This window comes from Pseudomonas asgharzadehiana (genome assembly GCF_019139815.1).
Taxonomy (GTDB): Bacteria; Pseudomonadota; Gammaproteobacteria; order Pseudomonadales; family Pseudomonadaceae; genus Aquipseudomonas; species Aquipseudomonas asgharzadehiana.
Genome location: NZ_CP077079.1, coordinates 4,613,247 through 4,627,553 on the forward strand (window position 1 = coordinate 4,613,247; position 14,307 = coordinate 4,627,553).

13 protein-coding genes are annotated in these 14,307 nt (G+C 61.4%); 4 read left to right on the forward strand and 9 right to left on the reverse strand.

Annotated features, from left to right (window positions below; translation table 11 throughout):
• Positions 1–3 precede the first annotated feature (3 nt).
• Positions 4–2,124 carry a TonB-dependent receptor gene (locus KSS96_RS20825; protein WP_017527557.1) on the forward strand — a complete coding sequence of 707 codons (2,121 nt, stop codon included), beginning with the start codon at positions 4–6 and terminating at the stop codon, positions 2,122–2,124.
• Positions 2,125–2,216: 92 nt separating this feature from the next.
• On the opposite strand, the gene KSS96_RS20830 is transcribed toward KSS96_RS20825, so the two are convergent.
• From KSS96_RS20830 to KSS96_RS20860, 7 genes are all read right to left on the reverse strand, one after another.
• Positions 2,217–2,762 (reverse strand): DUF2058 domain-containing protein, encoded by a 546-nt coding sequence (locus KSS96_RS20830; protein ID WP_017527556.1) that lies wholly within the window; start codon positions 2,760–2,762, stop codon positions 2,217–2,219.
• Between the two features lie 25 nt (positions 2,763–2,787).
• The gene (gene mazG, locus KSS96_RS20835) at positions 2,788–3,621 is read right to left on the reverse strand and encodes a nucleoside triphosphate pyrophosphohydrolase (protein ID WP_217855289.1); all 834 of its coding nucleotides are present in this window, start codon (positions 3,619–3,621) and stop codon (positions 2,788–2,790) included.
• Positions 3,622–3,776: 155 nt separating this feature from the next.
• Positions 3,777–6,023: a GTP diphosphokinase gene (gene relA, locus KSS96_RS20840; protein WP_017527554.1), complete on the reverse strand. Its 2,247-nt coding sequence runs from the start codon at positions 6,021–6,023 to the stop codon at positions 3,777–3,779.
• Between the two features lie 122 nt (positions 6,024–6,145).
• Positions 6,146–7,498: a 23S rRNA (uracil(1939)-C(5))-methyltransferase RlmD gene (rlmD, locus tag KSS96_RS20845; protein WP_116079389.1), complete on the reverse strand. Its 1,353-nt coding sequence runs from the start codon at positions 7,496–7,498 to the stop codon at positions 6,146–6,148.
• Complete coding sequence (gene cysM / locus KSS96_RS20850) at positions 7,498–8,400, reverse strand: cysteine synthase CysM (RefSeq protein WP_017527552.1); 903 nt, start codon at positions 8,398–8,400, stop codon at positions 7,498–7,500. Before cysM ends, rlmD begins: the two co-directional genes overlap by 1 nt.
• A gap of 130 nt (positions 8,401–8,530) precedes the next feature.
• Positions 8,531–9,136, reverse strand: coding sequence for a tRNA-uridine aminocarboxypropyltransferase (locus KSS96_RS20855; protein WP_217855290.1), 606 nt, complete (start codon positions 9,134–9,136; stop codon positions 8,531–8,533).
• A 6-nt stretch (positions 9,137–9,142) separates the two neighbouring features.
• The gene (locus KSS96_RS20860; RefSeq protein WP_017527550.1) at positions 9,143–10,036 is read right to left on the reverse strand and encodes a LysR family transcriptional regulator; all 894 of its coding nucleotides are present in this window, start codon (positions 10,034–10,036) and stop codon (positions 9,143–9,145) included.
• Between the two features lie 150 nt (positions 10,037–10,186).
• On the opposite strand from KSS96_RS20860, the gene speB reads away from it, so the two are divergent.
• From speB to KSS96_RS20875, 3 genes are read left to right on the forward strand one after another with little or no spacing between them, the layout of a single operon-like run.
• Positions 10,187–11,137 (forward strand): agmatinase, encoded by a 951-nt coding sequence (gene speB / locus KSS96_RS20865; RefSeq protein WP_017527549.1) that lies wholly within the window; start codon positions 10,187–10,189, stop codon positions 11,135–11,137.
• Positions 11,137–11,562, forward strand: coding sequence for a YybH family protein (locus tag KSS96_RS20870; RefSeq protein ID WP_065878123.1), 426 nt, complete (start codon positions 11,137–11,139; stop codon positions 11,560–11,562). The genes speB and KSS96_RS20870 overlap by 1 nt, the downstream gene beginning before the upstream one ends.
• Positions 11,563–11,583: 21 nt before the next feature.
• On the forward strand, positions 11,584–13,098 hold the full coding sequence (locus KSS96_RS20875; RefSeq protein WP_068938078.1) for a purine-cytosine permease family protein: 1,515 nt from the start codon (positions 11,584–11,586) through the stop codon (positions 13,096–13,098).
• Between the two features lie 11 nt (positions 13,099–13,109).
• On the opposite strand, the gene KSS96_RS28125 is transcribed toward KSS96_RS20875, so the two are convergent.
• Together KSS96_RS28125 and ptrR are read right to left on the reverse strand one after the other, a co-directional pair.
• The gene (locus tag KSS96_RS28125; protein WP_003193089.1) at positions 13,110–13,232 is read right to left on the reverse strand and encodes a PA1414 family protein; all 123 of its coding nucleotides are present in this window, start codon (positions 13,230–13,232) and stop codon (positions 13,110–13,112) included.
• Between the two features lie 141 nt (positions 13,233–13,373).
• The gene (ptrR, locus tag KSS96_RS20880) at positions 13,374–14,267 is read right to left on the reverse strand and encodes a putrescine utilization regulator PtrR (RefSeq protein WP_065878127.1); all 894 of its coding nucleotides are present in this window, start codon (positions 14,265–14,267) and stop codon (positions 13,374–13,376) included.
• Positions 14,268–14,307: the final 40 nt, after the last annotated feature.

Sequence of the window (14,307 nt, forward strand, 5' to 3'; positions counted from 1 at the left end):
GTCATGAACAAATCGCAATGGGCGGTTTTGCTGCCCCTCCTCGGATCGATCAGCGCGCCGGCCTGGGCCGATCAATCCGAGCAAACGCAGGCAGCCCCCACCAACCTGCAGCTACAGGCCACAGTGGTTTCCGCCACACGCAGTGAAACCAGCATTGCAGCGATCCCAGGCTCCGTGCAGGTCATCGACGAAAATCAGATTCGCCAGCAGGCAGGCGCGGGGCGCCGGGTCGCCGACATCCTCGGCCAGTTGGTACCGGGCATTTCGCCTTCCAGCGGCGGTATGAGCAACTTCGGCCAGACACTGCGCGGGCGCAGTACGCTGATCCTGATCGACGGCGTGTCCCAGAACGCAACGCGCGATAACTTCCGTCAGCTCAACAGCGTGGCGCCGGAAAGCATTGAACGTATCGAAGTGATATCCGGCGCCAGCAGTGTCTATGGCGCAGGCGCATCGGGCGGCATCATCAACATCATCACCAAGCGCAACAAAGGTGAAGACCTGGCGTTCAGCAGCAAGCTCGGCATGACCTCCGGCAACAACCTCAGCCACAAGGGCTTCGCCTACGAGGCCTTTCAGAGCGCAACGGGCCGTCAAGGCCCCGTGGACTGGTACTTATCGGCCAACACCGTACAACGCAACGACCAGTTTGACGGCAACGGCAAGCGCATTCCCCAGGACACGTCCCAGGGCAGCAACATGGACACCGACACCTACGACCTGCAAGGTCGTTTCGGCTATGAGTTGGATGACGACAAGAAGATCAGCCTGTCACTGCAAGACTACAAAGACGAACAAGACACCCGCTACACCAAGAACCCACGCATCACCAGCAATGCCGTCGCGGTAAAAGGCCTGGACCTGGATGACCAGCCTTATACCCACAACCAGGCGGTCAATCTCAACTACACCGATAAGGATTTCTACGGTCAGGGCTTACAGATCGAAAGCTACTGGCGGCGCGCCGACGCGCTGTTCTTCCCGGACCTGTCGCGCGGCCGCGCCGGCGTGGCCGACAACAACAGTGTGCAAGATGTGTATGGGCTGCGCGCGGCGATTGACAGCCAGATGCCAGACATCGGCCCGGCAACCGGCAACCTGGTGTGGGGCGCGGACTATGACCATGAAACCTCACGCCAGCGCGGCGACCAATACCGCGTCAATGGCCTGACCTACACCAAGACCGGCACTACCTTCGAACTGGGCCCGGACATCGAGACCACCACCAAAGCCATTTTTGGTCAGCTGTCCTACGACATCGGTGACTGGACCCTGCGTGGCGGTGTGCGTCGCGAGTGGATCGAAAGCGACGTTGCCGACAGCATCGCCTACGGGGAAATCGTTCAGACCGGCAACCGTGCAACCCTGCCCGGCGGCACCCTTAAATACGATGACACGCTCTACAACCTCGGCGCGGTGTATCACCTGAGTGAAAACCAGGACGTGTTCGCCAACTTCAGCCAGGGCTTTTCGCTGCCGGATATCCAGCGCTTCCTGCGCGACGTCAGCAGCACCTATGACATTCAGAAACTCAACGCACAAGCGCTCAAGGTCGATAGCTACGAGTTGGGCTGGCGTGGCAATTGGGACAAGTGGCTGGCCAACGTAACGGCCTATGAGAACACCTCGGATGTCACCCAGTTCTACGACGCAAACGATCGTGTGCTGCGCCTGGTCAACCAGAAAGAGCGCGTGCGCGGCATCGAAACCAGCCTCACCTACAACGTGACCGAGCAATGGTCGGTTGGCGGCACCTACGCTTACGCCAAAGGTGAAACCAAGCAAAACGGCAAATGGATCGACCTGCCCGCCACGCGTATCTCGCCGGCCAAGACCACCGTCTTCGTCGGTTATGACCACGATGACTACAGCCTGCGCCTGCAAGGCATGCAACTGGCGGACTATGACGCTGCGTTCAAAGACAACAATGGTCGCGATATAAAAGGCTATACGTTGGTCGACCTGCTGGGCTCAGTGCGGTTGCCGGTCGGGCGCCTGGAAGGGGCGATCTACAACCTCAGCGACCGCAACTACCAGAACATGTTCGCCCAGGCCAACGCACGCGCGCCTTACCCGAATGCTCAAGGGCGCACGTTCAGCCTGAGCTATGCGGTGGATTGGTGATTGCTTGATGTAGCCCGCGGTCGGCCATACGCCGCGTAGAAACCACAAACCCCGCCTGTTGAGCGGGGTTTGTGGTTTACGGGGTTAGCGCCTTACCACATCAGATCATCCGGGATCTGGTAGGCCGCATACGGGTCATCCTCATCCGGCACCTGGCTTTCGGTCAGGATATTGAGCTGCACAATACGCTCCGGTGCCCGTTCCTGGATCTTCAGCGCCGCTTCACGGGGGATCACCTCGTAACCGCCACCGTGGTGCACGATCGCCAGTGAGCCGTTGCTCAGCTTGTTGCGCATCAGCGTATTGACCGACAGGCGCTTGACCTTCTTGTCATCCACGAAGTTGTAGTAGTCCTCGGTGGTCAGCTTGGGCAGGCGCGAGGTCTCGATCAGTTGCTTGACCTGCGCCGTGCGCGCCTTGGCCTCGGCTTTTTCCTGCTGCTGGCGGTTCAGCTCCTGATCGCGCTTGACCTTCTCGGCCTGCGCTTCCTGGGCCAGGCGCGCCTGGGTGTCATCAACCTCGGCCTGACCTTTGTGAACCAGGCGCTGCTGCTTCTGTTTCTCTTTGCCGACCTGCTTGGCCTGCTTTTGGTTGACCAGACCTGCTTTGAGCAACTGGTCGCGAAGGGAAAGGCTCATGGTGCTTACTCACTTAGGCAACTGCTCAACCGCAGCTGGACACGTTCTTTTCCTGACGTTTGGCTTCGCCCCAGAGGGCGTCCAATTCTTCAAGGGTGCAATCTTCTATGGGACGCTGGGTATCGCGCAATGCCTGTTCGATAAATCGGAAACGTCGTTCGAACTTGGCATTGGCGCCACGCAGCGCGGTTTCCGGGTCGACCTTCAGGTGCCGGGCCAGGTTGACCGCCGCAAACAGCAGGTCACCGACCTCATCGGCAATGGCCACCGAGTCGTTATCGGCCATGGCTTCGAGCACTTCATCCAGCTCTTCGCGCACGTTATCCACCACCGGCAAGGCGGATGGCCAGTCGAAGCCGACCTGGCTGGCGCGTTTTTGCAATTTGGCGGCACGGGATAACGACGGCAATGCGCCAGGCACATCATCCAGCAGGGAGAGCTGCTCCGGCGCGTCAGACTTTTGTGCACGCTCCTCGGCCTTGATCTGCTCCCAGCGCAGCTTGACCTGCTCTTCGCTCAATTGCGGGATATCCAGCGGCGCATACAGGTCGCCCGTGGGGAACACGTGCGGGTGGCGACGGATCAGCTTGCGAGTGATGCCGTCGATCACCCCGGCAAATTCGAAACGCCCTTCTTCCCGCGCCAGCTGGCTGTAATACACCACCTGGAACAGCAGGTCGCCCAGTTCACCTTGCAGATGGTCGAAGTCACCGCGCTCGATGGCATCGGCGACTTCGTAAGCCTCTTCCAAGGTGTGCGGCACGATGCTCGCGTAGGTTTGCTTGATGTCCCACGGGCACCCGTATTGCGGGTCCCGCAGGCGATTCATCAAGTGCAGCAGGTCATCCAGTGAATACATCAGTCTCTTTCCGATCAGGTACGAACACTGCCGATCATCTGTGGGAGGGGGCTTGCTCCCGATGAGGGTGGATCAGTCAGTACCTATATCGACTGACCCACCGCTATCGGGAGCAAACCCCCTCCCACACGTTGGAACCGTGTTCATCCAGCTATTCATGAGGGTGTGCGGTTGCGCCGGGTCTCGATGATGTTCGGCAACTGGGAAATACGCCCCAGCAACCGCCCCAACGCGTCCAACCCCGGGATCTCGATGGTCAAGGACATCAACGCCGTGTTGTCCTCTTTATTCGAGCGGGTATTGACCGCCAGTACGTTGATCCGCTCATTGAGCAGCACTTGCGACACGTCACGCAGCAAACCGGAACGGTCGTAGGCACGGATGATGATGTCTACCGGGTAGGTGAGCACCGGCACCGGGCCCCAACTGACCTGGATAATCCGCTCCGGCTCGCGCCCGCCCAGTTGCAGCACCGAGGCACAGTCCTGGCGGTGAATGCTCACGCCACGGCCCTGTGTGATGTAACCGACGATGGCGTCGCCCGGCAGCGGCTGGCAGCAACCGGCGATTTGCGTCAACAGGTTGCCCACGCCCTGGATCTGGATATCGCCGCGCTTGCCGGGCTTGTAGCCGGTGGCTTTGCGTGGGATCAGTTCCAACTGTTCGTTACCGCGTTCGGGCTCGACCAGTTGCTGGGCCAGGTTGACCAGTTGCGCCAGGCGCAGGTCGCCGGCGCCAAGGGCGGCGAACATGTCTTCGGCGATCTTCATGTTGGCCTTTTCGGCCAGCTTGTCGAAGTCCACCTGAGGCAGGCCCAGGCGCGCCAGTTCGCGTTCGAGCAAGGTCTTGCCGGCGGCGACGTTCTGGTCGCGCGCCTGCAGCTTGAACCAGTGCACGATCTTGGCCCGCGCCCGCGAGGTGGTGATGTAACCCAGGTTCGGGTTCAGCCAGTCGCGGCTTGGCGTGCCGTGTTTGCTGGTGATGATCTCGACCTGCTCACCGGTCTGCAGGCTGTAGTTGAGCGGCACGATGCGCCCGTTGATCTTCGCGCCCCGGCAGTTGTGGCCGATTTCGGTGTGTACGCGGTAGGCGAAGTCCAGCGGCGTGGCCCCCTTGGGCAGGTCGATGGCGTGGCCGTCGGGGGTGAAGATATAGACCCGGTCCGGCTCGATATCCACCCGCAGCTGTTCGGCCAGGCCGCCGATGTCACCCAGCTCTTCATGCCATTCGAGCACTTGGCGCAGCCAGGAGATTTTTTCTTCGTATTGATTGGAGCCGGCCTTGACGTCGGTACCCTTGTAGCGCCAGTGCGCGCATACGCCCAGCTCTGCCTCTTCGTGCATGGCGTGGGTGCGGATCTGCACCTCGAGCACCTTGCCCTCGGGGCCGATCACCGCCGTGTGCAACGAGCGATAGCCGTTTTCCTTGGGGTTGGCGATGTAGTCGTCGAACTCCTTGGGGATGTGCCGCCACAGGGTGTGCACGATGCCCAGCGCGGTGTAGCAGTCGCGCATTTCCGGCACCAACACGCGCACGGCACGCACGTCGTAGATCTGGCTGAAGGCCAGGCCCTTGCGCTGCATTTTGCGCCAGATGGAATAGATGTGCTTGGCGCGGCCGCTGATGTCGGCATCGACGCCGGTGGCCTGCAATTCGGCACGCAGTTGGCCCATCACGTCGGTAATGAAGCGTTCGCGGTCGAGCCGCCGCTCATGCAGCAACGTGGCGATCTGCTTGTATTGATCGGGCTCCAGGTAGCGGAAGGACAAATCCTCCAGCTCCCATTTGATATGGCCAATACCCAGGCGGTGCGCCAACGGCGCGTAGATGTCGAAGACTTCGCGGGCGACGCGGTTGCGCTTTTCGTCGTCGGCGGTCTTCACCGCACGAATCGCGCAGGTGCGTTCGGCCAGCTTGATCAGCGCGACGCGTACGTCGTCGACCATCGCCACCAGCATCTTGCGCAGGTTCTCGACCTGGCCCTGGGTGCCCAACACCAGGGACTGGCGCGGGCTGAGGCTGGCGCTGATGGCAGCCATGCGCAGCACGCCGTCGATCAGCTTGGCCACCACGGAGCCGAAACGCTGGCCCACGGTGGCCAACGGGATGTGCCCTTCGCGCACGCCGCGATAGAGCACGGCGGCGATCAGCGAATCCTGGTCCAGCTTGAGGTCGGCGAGGATCTCGGCGATCTCAAGGCCGGTGCGAAAGCTGGAAGTGCCCTCGGCCCACAGGTTCTTGGCCGCATTGTCTTGCTGTTCAGACTCACGAGCGAACTCGCAGGCTGCTTTCAAGGCTTCACGGTCCAGTGCCGGATCGACACTGACGGCATGATCCAACCATGCCTCGAGATTGATACTGCCGTCAGTGTTGATCGGCTGGTGTGCTCTCACCTGTACCATCTTGCTTACCTTCCCTATGACGCATCTTCGATGCGCCAGAATCATCGCCGACCTTTTACTGCGAGCTCCGTGGCAGTTCACAGGCCTTGGAGAACGCAGGCCAGTCGGATTAAACGGGCATCCTAGCCCGCTTCAAATAACGCCATGGCCTCGACATGCGCTGTCTGCGGAAACATGTCGAGGATCCCGGCACGTTTTAGCCGGTAGCCTTGCTTGACCAACTCAACTGTGTCCCGCGCCAGCGTGGCGGGGTTGCAGGACACATACACCAGGCGCTTGGCCCCCAGAGTGGCGAGCTTGCGCACAACCTCATGGGCACCATCGCGGGGTGGGTCCAAGAGTACCGCAGAAAAGCCCTGTTTGGCCCATTCCGCGTCAGTCAAAGGCTGGGACAAATCGGCCTGAAAAAACTGCGCATTATGCAAATTGTTGCTGAGGGCATTGTGTGCCGCCCGGTCCACCATGGTCTGCACACCCTCCACCGCCACCACTTCCCGCGCCTGCTTGGCCAGCGGCAAGGCAAAGTTGCCCAGGCCGCAGAACAGGTCCAGAACCCGCTCATCAGGCTGCGGTGCCAGCCATTCCAGAGCCTGGGCAACCATCGCCTCGTTGACCCCGGCATTGACCTGCACGAAATCTCCTGGCCGGTAAGCCAGATCCAGATCCCATGCGTCCAAGCGAAAACCGAGGGCCTGATCGGGCTCGACGGGTTCCGGCCGGCCTTCGCCATGCAGCCATAATTGAGCCTCATGAAAGCTGCAAAATTCTTTCAAGACGTGCAGGTCCGCTTCGGACAGCGGCGCCATATGCCGCAGCAACACGGCGATGGACGAACCGCTGAACAGCTCCACATGCCCCAGCGCCTGAGGTTTGCTCAGGCGGCGCAGCATGTTCGGCAAACGCTGCATGATCGGTTGCAAGGCCTGTACCAGCACCGGGCAATCATCGATGGCGACGATATCCTGGCTGGCCACGGCGCGAAAACCCACCTCGAGTTTTTTCGCCTTGGCATCCCAGCGCACAGCCACGCGGGCGCGGCGTCGGTAGCCAAACTCCGGACCACTCAAAGGTGGCGCCCACTCTTGCGGCTCGACACCGGCCACTCGGGACAGTTGTTCGGCGAGCATGCGCTGTTTCAGGGCGAGTTGTTCGTGGTGGGGCAAGTGCTGCACGCTGCAACCGCCACAGCGGCCAACATGCGCGCACGGCGCCGGACGACGCAGTTCGCTGGGCTTGAACACCCGCTCCGTGCGGGCCTCGACCACTTTGCCATGGGCCCCCAACACGCGCGCTTCGACATCTTCGCCGGCCAGCGCGCCATTGACGAACCAGGTGCGGCCTTCAAAGAACACGATGCCACGGCCGTCGTTGGCCAGCCGCTCGATGGTCAGGCGTTGCTTCTTGCCCACTGGAACCTGCGGGGCGCGGCTGCCGCCCGTCGGTTGGAAGCGCAGGCCTCTCTCGTGCTTGGCCATCAGTTGGGTTCGTCGAAGATGCCGGTCGACAGGTAACGGTCGCCTCGGTCACAGATGATCGCGACGATCACCGCGTTTTCCACTTCTTTGGAGAGGCGCAACATACCGGCCACGGCACCGCCGGACGACACGCCGCAGAAAATACCTTCTTCACGAGCCAGACGGCGAGTGGTGTCTTCAGCCTCACGCTGGGCCATGTCGATGATGCGATCCACCCGCGCAGCGTTGTAGATCTTCGGCAGATATTCTTCGGGCCAGCGGCGAATACCCGGGATGGCCGCGCCTTCCATCGGCTGCAGGCCAACGATCTGGATCGCCGGGTTCTGCTCCTTGAGGTAGCGCGAGTTGCCCATGATGGTGCCGGTGGTGCCCATGGAGCTGACGAAATGCGTGATGGTGCCCTGGGTCTGGCGCCAGATCTCCGGGCCGGTGCTGGTGTAGTGCGCCTCGGGGTTATCGCCGTTGGCGAACTGGTCCAGCACTTGGCCACGGCCTTCGGCGGCCATACGCTCGGCGAGGTCGCGGGCGCCTTCCATGCCCTCTTCCTGGGTCACCAGCACCAGCTCGGCGCCATAAGCGGTCATCGCCGCCTTGCGCTCGGCGCTGCCGTTGTCGGGCATGATCAGCACCATCTTGTAACCCTTGATCGCCGCAGCCATGGCCAGGGCGATTCCGGTATTGCCCGAGGTGGCTTCGATGAGGGTGTCGCCGGGCTTGATCTGCCCGCGCAACTCGGCACGGGTGATCATCGACAGCGCCGGGCGGTCTTTTACCGAGCCGGCCGGGTTGTTGCCTTCGAGCTTGAGCAACAGGGTATTGCTGGTTTCACCCGCCATGCGTTGCAAGCGGACCAGGGGCGTGTTGCCGACGCAATCGGCGATTGTTGGGTACTGCAAGGTCATGGCGTATTCGCAATCCAGACTGCGGGGCGCACATCATACCGGGAAAGGCCGGCGGGCCATATCACGCAAAGTGTGGTGCTTATGGCTTAAAGGAATAAGCGCGGAGTGGAGTGGCTGGGCAGGCATCCTCCTACCCCAAATGCCCGTCGCCATGATTTCTCTGGAAAACCTCCTCCCCCATCGCCGCAATCTGCCCCTCAATCAAAGCTTCGAAAGGTTTGAGCAACGGCTCGAACGAAAGCGGCGCCTCCAGCACCTGCAACGCCCGCACGATGGCTTCTACCGTCGACAGCGCTCCCGGCCCCGGCGCCTTGCGCAGTCGATAACGCGACACGCCGCCCTCGGCCAAGGTCACCCGAGGCAACGCCGCCAGCAGCGGATTCAGATGCAGCAGTTTGCGCGCCTTGCGCCAGGTGCCGTCGGGCACCACCAGCAACAGCGGTTGCTCATCAGGCGCATAGGTTTGCAGCGGCTGGGCGTCGTCGGCGGGAAACAACAGCCGAGCCTGATAACCGGGCGGACTCAACAACGTAGCCAAATCATCGAACACCTCCCCCACCACCAATTGCGCATTGCTCAAGCCCAACGCCGCCAACCGCGCAGTATTGAGCGCGTGGCCGACCTCACTCGGGTGCTGCAACAGCAATACGCGGGTGCGACTGTCGAGGCTGGGGATCAGCGCGCACAAGCAGTGGCTGATTGGCCTGAGGCAACGGGAACACTGGGGTCTGGACATGGTTTTTCAGGCCTGGTTGAGCTGTGCTTTGAGTAGATCGCGAAACGTTTGGATCAGCGGCTCGCGGCTGCGGCCACGGCGCATGATCATTGAGAACGGCGCCTGGTAACCGAAGGTCGCAGGCAGCAGCACGCGCAAATCGCCTTTATCCGCCCAGGCCTGGGCGTAGTGCTCCGGCAGGTACCCGATGTAGGCACCGGACAGGACCAGGATCAGTTGCGCCTCCATGCTTTCCACCGTGGCGGCGCTGTGCTTGAAGCCGTGGCGCGCCAGCTCCGCCTGGCTCCAGTAGCCGCGCCCGACCATGCGCTGCTGAGTGATCACTGGCTCGGGAATGCGCCGCTCATTGAATAGCGGATGCCGCGTGCTGCAATACAACCAGTGCTGCTCGCGGTACAGCGGCATGTAGATCAGCCCGCTCATGCGGTTGGAGAAAGCGCCGATGGCCAGGTCCAGACGGTTGTCCTGCACGCCCAGTTGCAATTCGTAAGGGCTCATCACCGATAAATTCAGGTGCACCGCCGGGTGTTCCAGGCTGTAGGCGCCGATCACTTCGGCGAACGGCAGAGCCTTGTCGCTGACGGTTGAGTCGAGCACGCCAAGCTTCAGGGTGCCGCGCAACTCGCCTTTCAACGCGGCGGCGTACTGCTCGAAGCCTTCGAGCTCAGCGAGCAGGCGCAGGGTTTCCTGATGGAACAACTCGCCCTTGCTGGTCAGGCTGAAGCCGCCCCGGCCGCGATGGCACAGCACCAGCCCGAGTGCCGATTCCAGTTGGCTCATATAAGTGCTGATGGCCGACGTCGACAGGTTGAGTTCGTGCTGGGCATTGGCGAACCCCTGGTGCCGCACGACGCTGACGAAGATGCGCAGCAGTTTCAGGTCGGGCAAGGCGTTGGCCATGAAGGCTCCAGGAACACATTTTGTGGCGAGTTTACCCCAGGCGTTAGTTTAGAAAAATCTGAACTAAGTATTTGCCCCAGCCGATTCTTCCCCGCCTCAGCTTTTCGCAGAATCGGCCCAAGACAAACACAACAACGCTGAGGCACTCCCGTGGACAAGACTTACCATCAACCACTGGGCGGCAATGAAATGCCGCGCTTTGCCGGCATCGCCACCATGATGCGTCTTCCCCACCTGCAAACGGCCAAGGGCCTGGATGCCGCCTTTATAGGCGTGCCGCTGGACATCGGCACTTCGCTGCGCGCCGGCACCCGTTTCGGGCCACGCGAGATTCGCGCCGAATCGGTGATGATCCGTCCGTACAACATGGCCACCGGCGCCGCACCCTTCGACTCGCTGTCGGTGGCCGATGTCGGCGACGTGGCGATCAACACCTTCAACCTACTCGACGCCGTGCGCATCATCGAAGAGGCCTACGACGAGATCCTCGAACACAACGTGATCCCCATGACCCTCGGCGGTGACCACACCATCACCCTGCCGATCCTGCGGGCGATCCACAAAAAACACGGCAAGGTCGGGCTGGTGCACATCGATGCCCACGCCGACGTCAATGACCATATGTTCGGCGAGAAAATCGCCCACGGCACCACCTTCCGCCGCGCCGTGGAAGAAGGCCTGCTCGATTGCGACCGCGTGGTGCAGATAGGCCTGCGTGCCCAGGGCTACACCGCCGAAGACTTCAACTGGAGCCGCAAACAGGGGTTTCGTGTGGTGCAGGCCGAAGAGTGCTGGCATCGCTCCCTCGCACCGCTGATGGCCGAAGTACGCGAAAAAGTCGGCGGCGGCCCGGTGTACCTGAGCTTCGACATCGACGGTATCGACCCGGCCTGGGCACCCGGTACAGGCACCCCGGAAATCGGCGGGCTGACCACCATCCAGGCGATCGAGATCATCCGTGGCTGCCAGGGCCTCGACCTGATTGGTTGCGACCTGGTCGAAGTTTCGCCGCCCTACGACACCACCGGCAACACCTCGTTGCTCGGCGCCAACCTGCTGTACGAGATGCTCTGCGTACTGCCCGGCGTGGCGCATCGCTGATGAGCACGCGCGAGGTACTGCACGCCGCCGCCGTGCTGGTGGCGGCCTTCGCTCGCAATGACCGCGACGCCTACTTCGGCGCGTTCACGGCCGATGCCAGCTTCGTGTTTTATACCCTCCCCCGGCCGCTGCTCAGTCGCGAGGCCTACCAGGCGTTGTGGGACGGCTGGCGTCGGGACGAGGGCTTTGAAGTGTTGTCATGCACTTCAAGCAATGCGTTCGTCAGCCTACAAGGTGAGGACGTGGCGATATTTGTGCATGACGTGGCCACCGAGCTGCGCATGAACGGGGAGCAATTCTCTAGCCAGGAACGCGAGACCATTGTCTTCAAACGGCAAAGGCTGCGCGCACAACAAAAACAAGGCCTGTGGCTGGCCTGTCACGAACATTTGTCCGCTATGCCGGAAGGGCTGCCGCCCCCTTAGCCAATGTGATCGGAGCTGATCATGAATAATAAAAACAACGACAACAGTATTCGCAAAATAGAAACCAACGGGGTCGAACAGATCCCGGACCACGAACGTACCGCCAGCCCCACGGATCTGTTTCGTCTGATCTTCGGCGGTGCCAATACCTTTGCCACCGCCGTACTGGGCGCGTTCCCGGTGCTGTTCGGCCTGTCGTTCCAGGCCGGTGCCTGGGCGATTGTGCTGGGCGTGCTGGTGGGCGCGCTGATCCTGGCGCCCATGGGTCTGTTCGGGCCAATCACTGGCACCAATAACGCGGTGTCTTCCGGTGCGCACTTTGGTGTGCATGGGCGGATTGTCGGCTCGTTCCTGTCGCTGCTGACGGCAATTGCCTTCTTCTCACTGTCGGTGTGGAGTTCAGGCGATGCGCTGGTCGGCGGTGCGAAACGTCTGGTTGGCCTGCCGGAAACCGACCTGACCCTGGGCTTGGCCTATGGCCTGTTCGCCGTGCTGGTGCTCACCGTGTGCATCTACGGGTTTCGCTTCATGCTGTGGGTCAACCGCATCGCGGTGTGGGCGGCGAGCCTGCTGTTCCTGTTGGGGATATTCGCGTTCGCGAAGGCTTTCGACAGCCACTTCGCCGGCAGCGTCGCCATGGGCCAGCCCGGGTTCTGGGCGGCGTTTATCGGTGCGGCGCTGGTGGCCATGAGCAACCCGATTTCCTTCGGCGCGTTCCTCGGTGACTGGTCGCGCTACATTGCGCGTGAAACGCCGAAAGCGCGCATCCTTCTTGCCGTGATTGCGGCACAGATCGCCACGTTGATTCCGTTCCTGTTCGGCCTCGCCACCGCGACCATCGTGGCGATCAAGGCCCCGGACTACATCGCGGCCAACAACTACGTCGGCGGTCTGCTGGCGGTGGCACCCACGTGGTTTTTCCTGCCGGTGTGCCTGATCGCGGTGATTGGCGGCATGTCTACCGGCACCACCGCGTTGTATGGCACCGGGTTGGACATGTCCAGTGTGTTTCCGCGCCTGCTGTCACGGGTCAAGGCCACGTTGCTGATTGGGGTGATGTCGATTGCCTTCATCTTTATCGGACGTTTCGCCGCCAACCTGGTGCAAAGCGTGTCGACCTTCGCCGTGCTGATCATCACCTGCACCACGCCGTGGATGGTGATGATGATCATCGGCCTGATCGCACGTCGCGGTTTCTACTGCCCGGATGACCTGCAAGTGTTCACCCGCGGTGAAACCGGCGGGCGCTACTGGTTCAGCCATGGCTGGAACTGGCGTGGGCTGGGGGCGTGGGTCCCAAGTGCGCTGGTGGGCCTGTGTTTCGTGAATCTGCCGGGGCAGTTTGTCGGGCCGCTGGGCAATTTGGCCGACGGCATTGATATCAGTTTGCCGGTGAGCCTGGGGTTGGCGTCGGTGGTGTACCTGACGTTGCTGCGCCTGTTTCCGGAACCGGCTGCGGTGTATGGCCCCGAAGGGCCGCTTCGCAGCCCAGCGGGAGCAAGCTCCCTCGCCACAACGAGCGCACCTACAACGTAAAAAATCGGATCTTACCTGCGCCGAGGACGACGCTGCTCGTCATCCGTACGAATTGGCACGGGCTGCAGCGGCGGCTCGATCAAGCCCAGGGCCACGCCGAGGTCATGGAGCCAGTTCTGGATTTTCTCTTTCATGATTGCCCCCTTTGAGGGTAGTACGGTTCGGCGCAGTTTTGTCGCCTTTTCCTACATAGATAGTAGCCCTAAGTCCTACGTATTGCTTGTACGAAACCACAACGAACTATTACTGGATTCATCCAAATGCTGACGGACCGGTCAAGCAATGGCGCGCGTGTCGTTCGCCAACGCGGCCGTGCCTTCTTGCTGCAGGTCGATCCATGCATTGAGGTTAGCGCCGAGCATACCCTTTCGCCACATCAGCCAGGTTGTCGCAGTGGCAAAATGCCCAGTCAGCGGATGAACGGACACGCTGTCCTTGCCGGGCAGGCTGTCGAGCATGGACTGGGACATCAACGCCACACCTGAACCGGCGATCACACAGGCGAGCATGCCTTGGTACGACTCAATCTCAATGGCCCGCCCCATGGGCACGTGTTCGTTGGAGAACCAGTTTTCCAGACGCGTGCGATAGGCGCAGCTGCGTCGGAACGTGAATACCGAGCGCCCGATCACATCCTGAGGACCCTGTACGGGTGGGTGATCGGCTTCGCAGATCAGCACCAGTTTTTCCTCGCACAATTGCACGCCGTCCAAGGTGGCGATGGTCACTGGGCCGTCCACAAAGGCTGCATCCAGCCGCCCGGTGATCAGCCCTTCCAGCAGCTCACCGCTGGGCGCGGACTGCACCTGCAAATTCACCATCGGGTAAGCCTTGTGATAACGCGCCAGCAGCCCGGGTAAATGCACTGCGCCGGTGCTGTACATGCTGCCCAACACGAAGTCGCCGACCGGCTGCCCTCCTTGCACGGCACCGTGGGCTTCGTCGTGCAGCGCCAGCAGGCGAGCACTGTAGTCCAGTAACACTTTGCCCGCAGGAGAAAGCTGCAAACGCTGGCGTTCGCGTATGAACAGGTCAACACCGAGCTGCTCTTCCATCTGTTTAAGTCGGGTCGACAGGTTCGACGGCACACGGTGCAGGCGCTCGGCCGCCCGGGTAATAGAGCCTTCTTGCGCCACGGCCTGGAAAATGCGCAATTGACTGAACTCCATACCTTTCTCCAAAACTAAACAAGTTGCTCACTATTATTCA

Coding starts and splice junctions, on each gene's coding strand:
- KSS96_RS20825 (WP_017527557.1), top strand. CDS start 4: ATGAACAAATCGCAATGGGCGGTTTTGCTGCCCCTCCTCGGATCGATC.
- KSS96_RS20830 (WP_017527556.1), bottom strand. CDS start 2,762: ATGAGCCTTTCCCTTCGCGACCAGTTGCTCAAAGCAGGTCTGGTCAAC.
- mazG (WP_217855289.1), bottom strand. CDS start 3,621: ATGTATTCACTGGATGACCTGCTGCACTTGATGAATCGCCTGCGGGAC.
- relA (WP_017527554.1), bottom strand. CDS start 6,023: ATGGTACAGGTGAGAGCACACCAGCCGATCAACACTGACGGCAGTATC.
- rlmD (WP_116079389.1), bottom strand. CDS start 7,498: ATGGCCAAGCACGAGAGAGGCCTGCGCTTCCAACCGACGGGCGGCAGC.
- cysM (WP_017527552.1), bottom strand. CDS start 8,400: ATGACCTTGCAGTACCCAACAATCGCCGATTGCGTCGGCAACACGCCC.
- KSS96_RS20855 (WP_217855290.1), bottom strand. CDS start 9,136: ATGTCCAGACCCCAGTGTTCCCGTTGCCTCAGGCCAATCAGCCACTGC.
- KSS96_RS20860 (WP_017527550.1), bottom strand. CDS start 10,036: ATGGCCAACGCCTTGCCCGACCTGAAACTGCTGCGCATCTTCGTCAGC.
- KSS96_RS20870 (WP_065878123.1), top strand. CDS start 11,137: ATGAGCACGCGCGAGGTACTGCACGCCGCCGCCGTGCTGGTGGCGGCC.
- KSS96_RS20875 (WP_068938078.1), top strand. CDS start 11,584: ATGAATAATAAAAACAACGACAACAGTATTCGCAAAATAGAAACCAAC.
- KSS96_RS28125 (WP_003193089.1), bottom strand. CDS start 13,232: ATGAAAGAGAAAATCCAGAACTGGCTCCATGACCTCGGCGTGGCCCTG.
- ptrR (WP_065878127.1), bottom strand. CDS start 14,267: ATGGAGTTCAGTCAATTGCGCATTTTCCAGGCCGTGGCGCAAGAAGGC.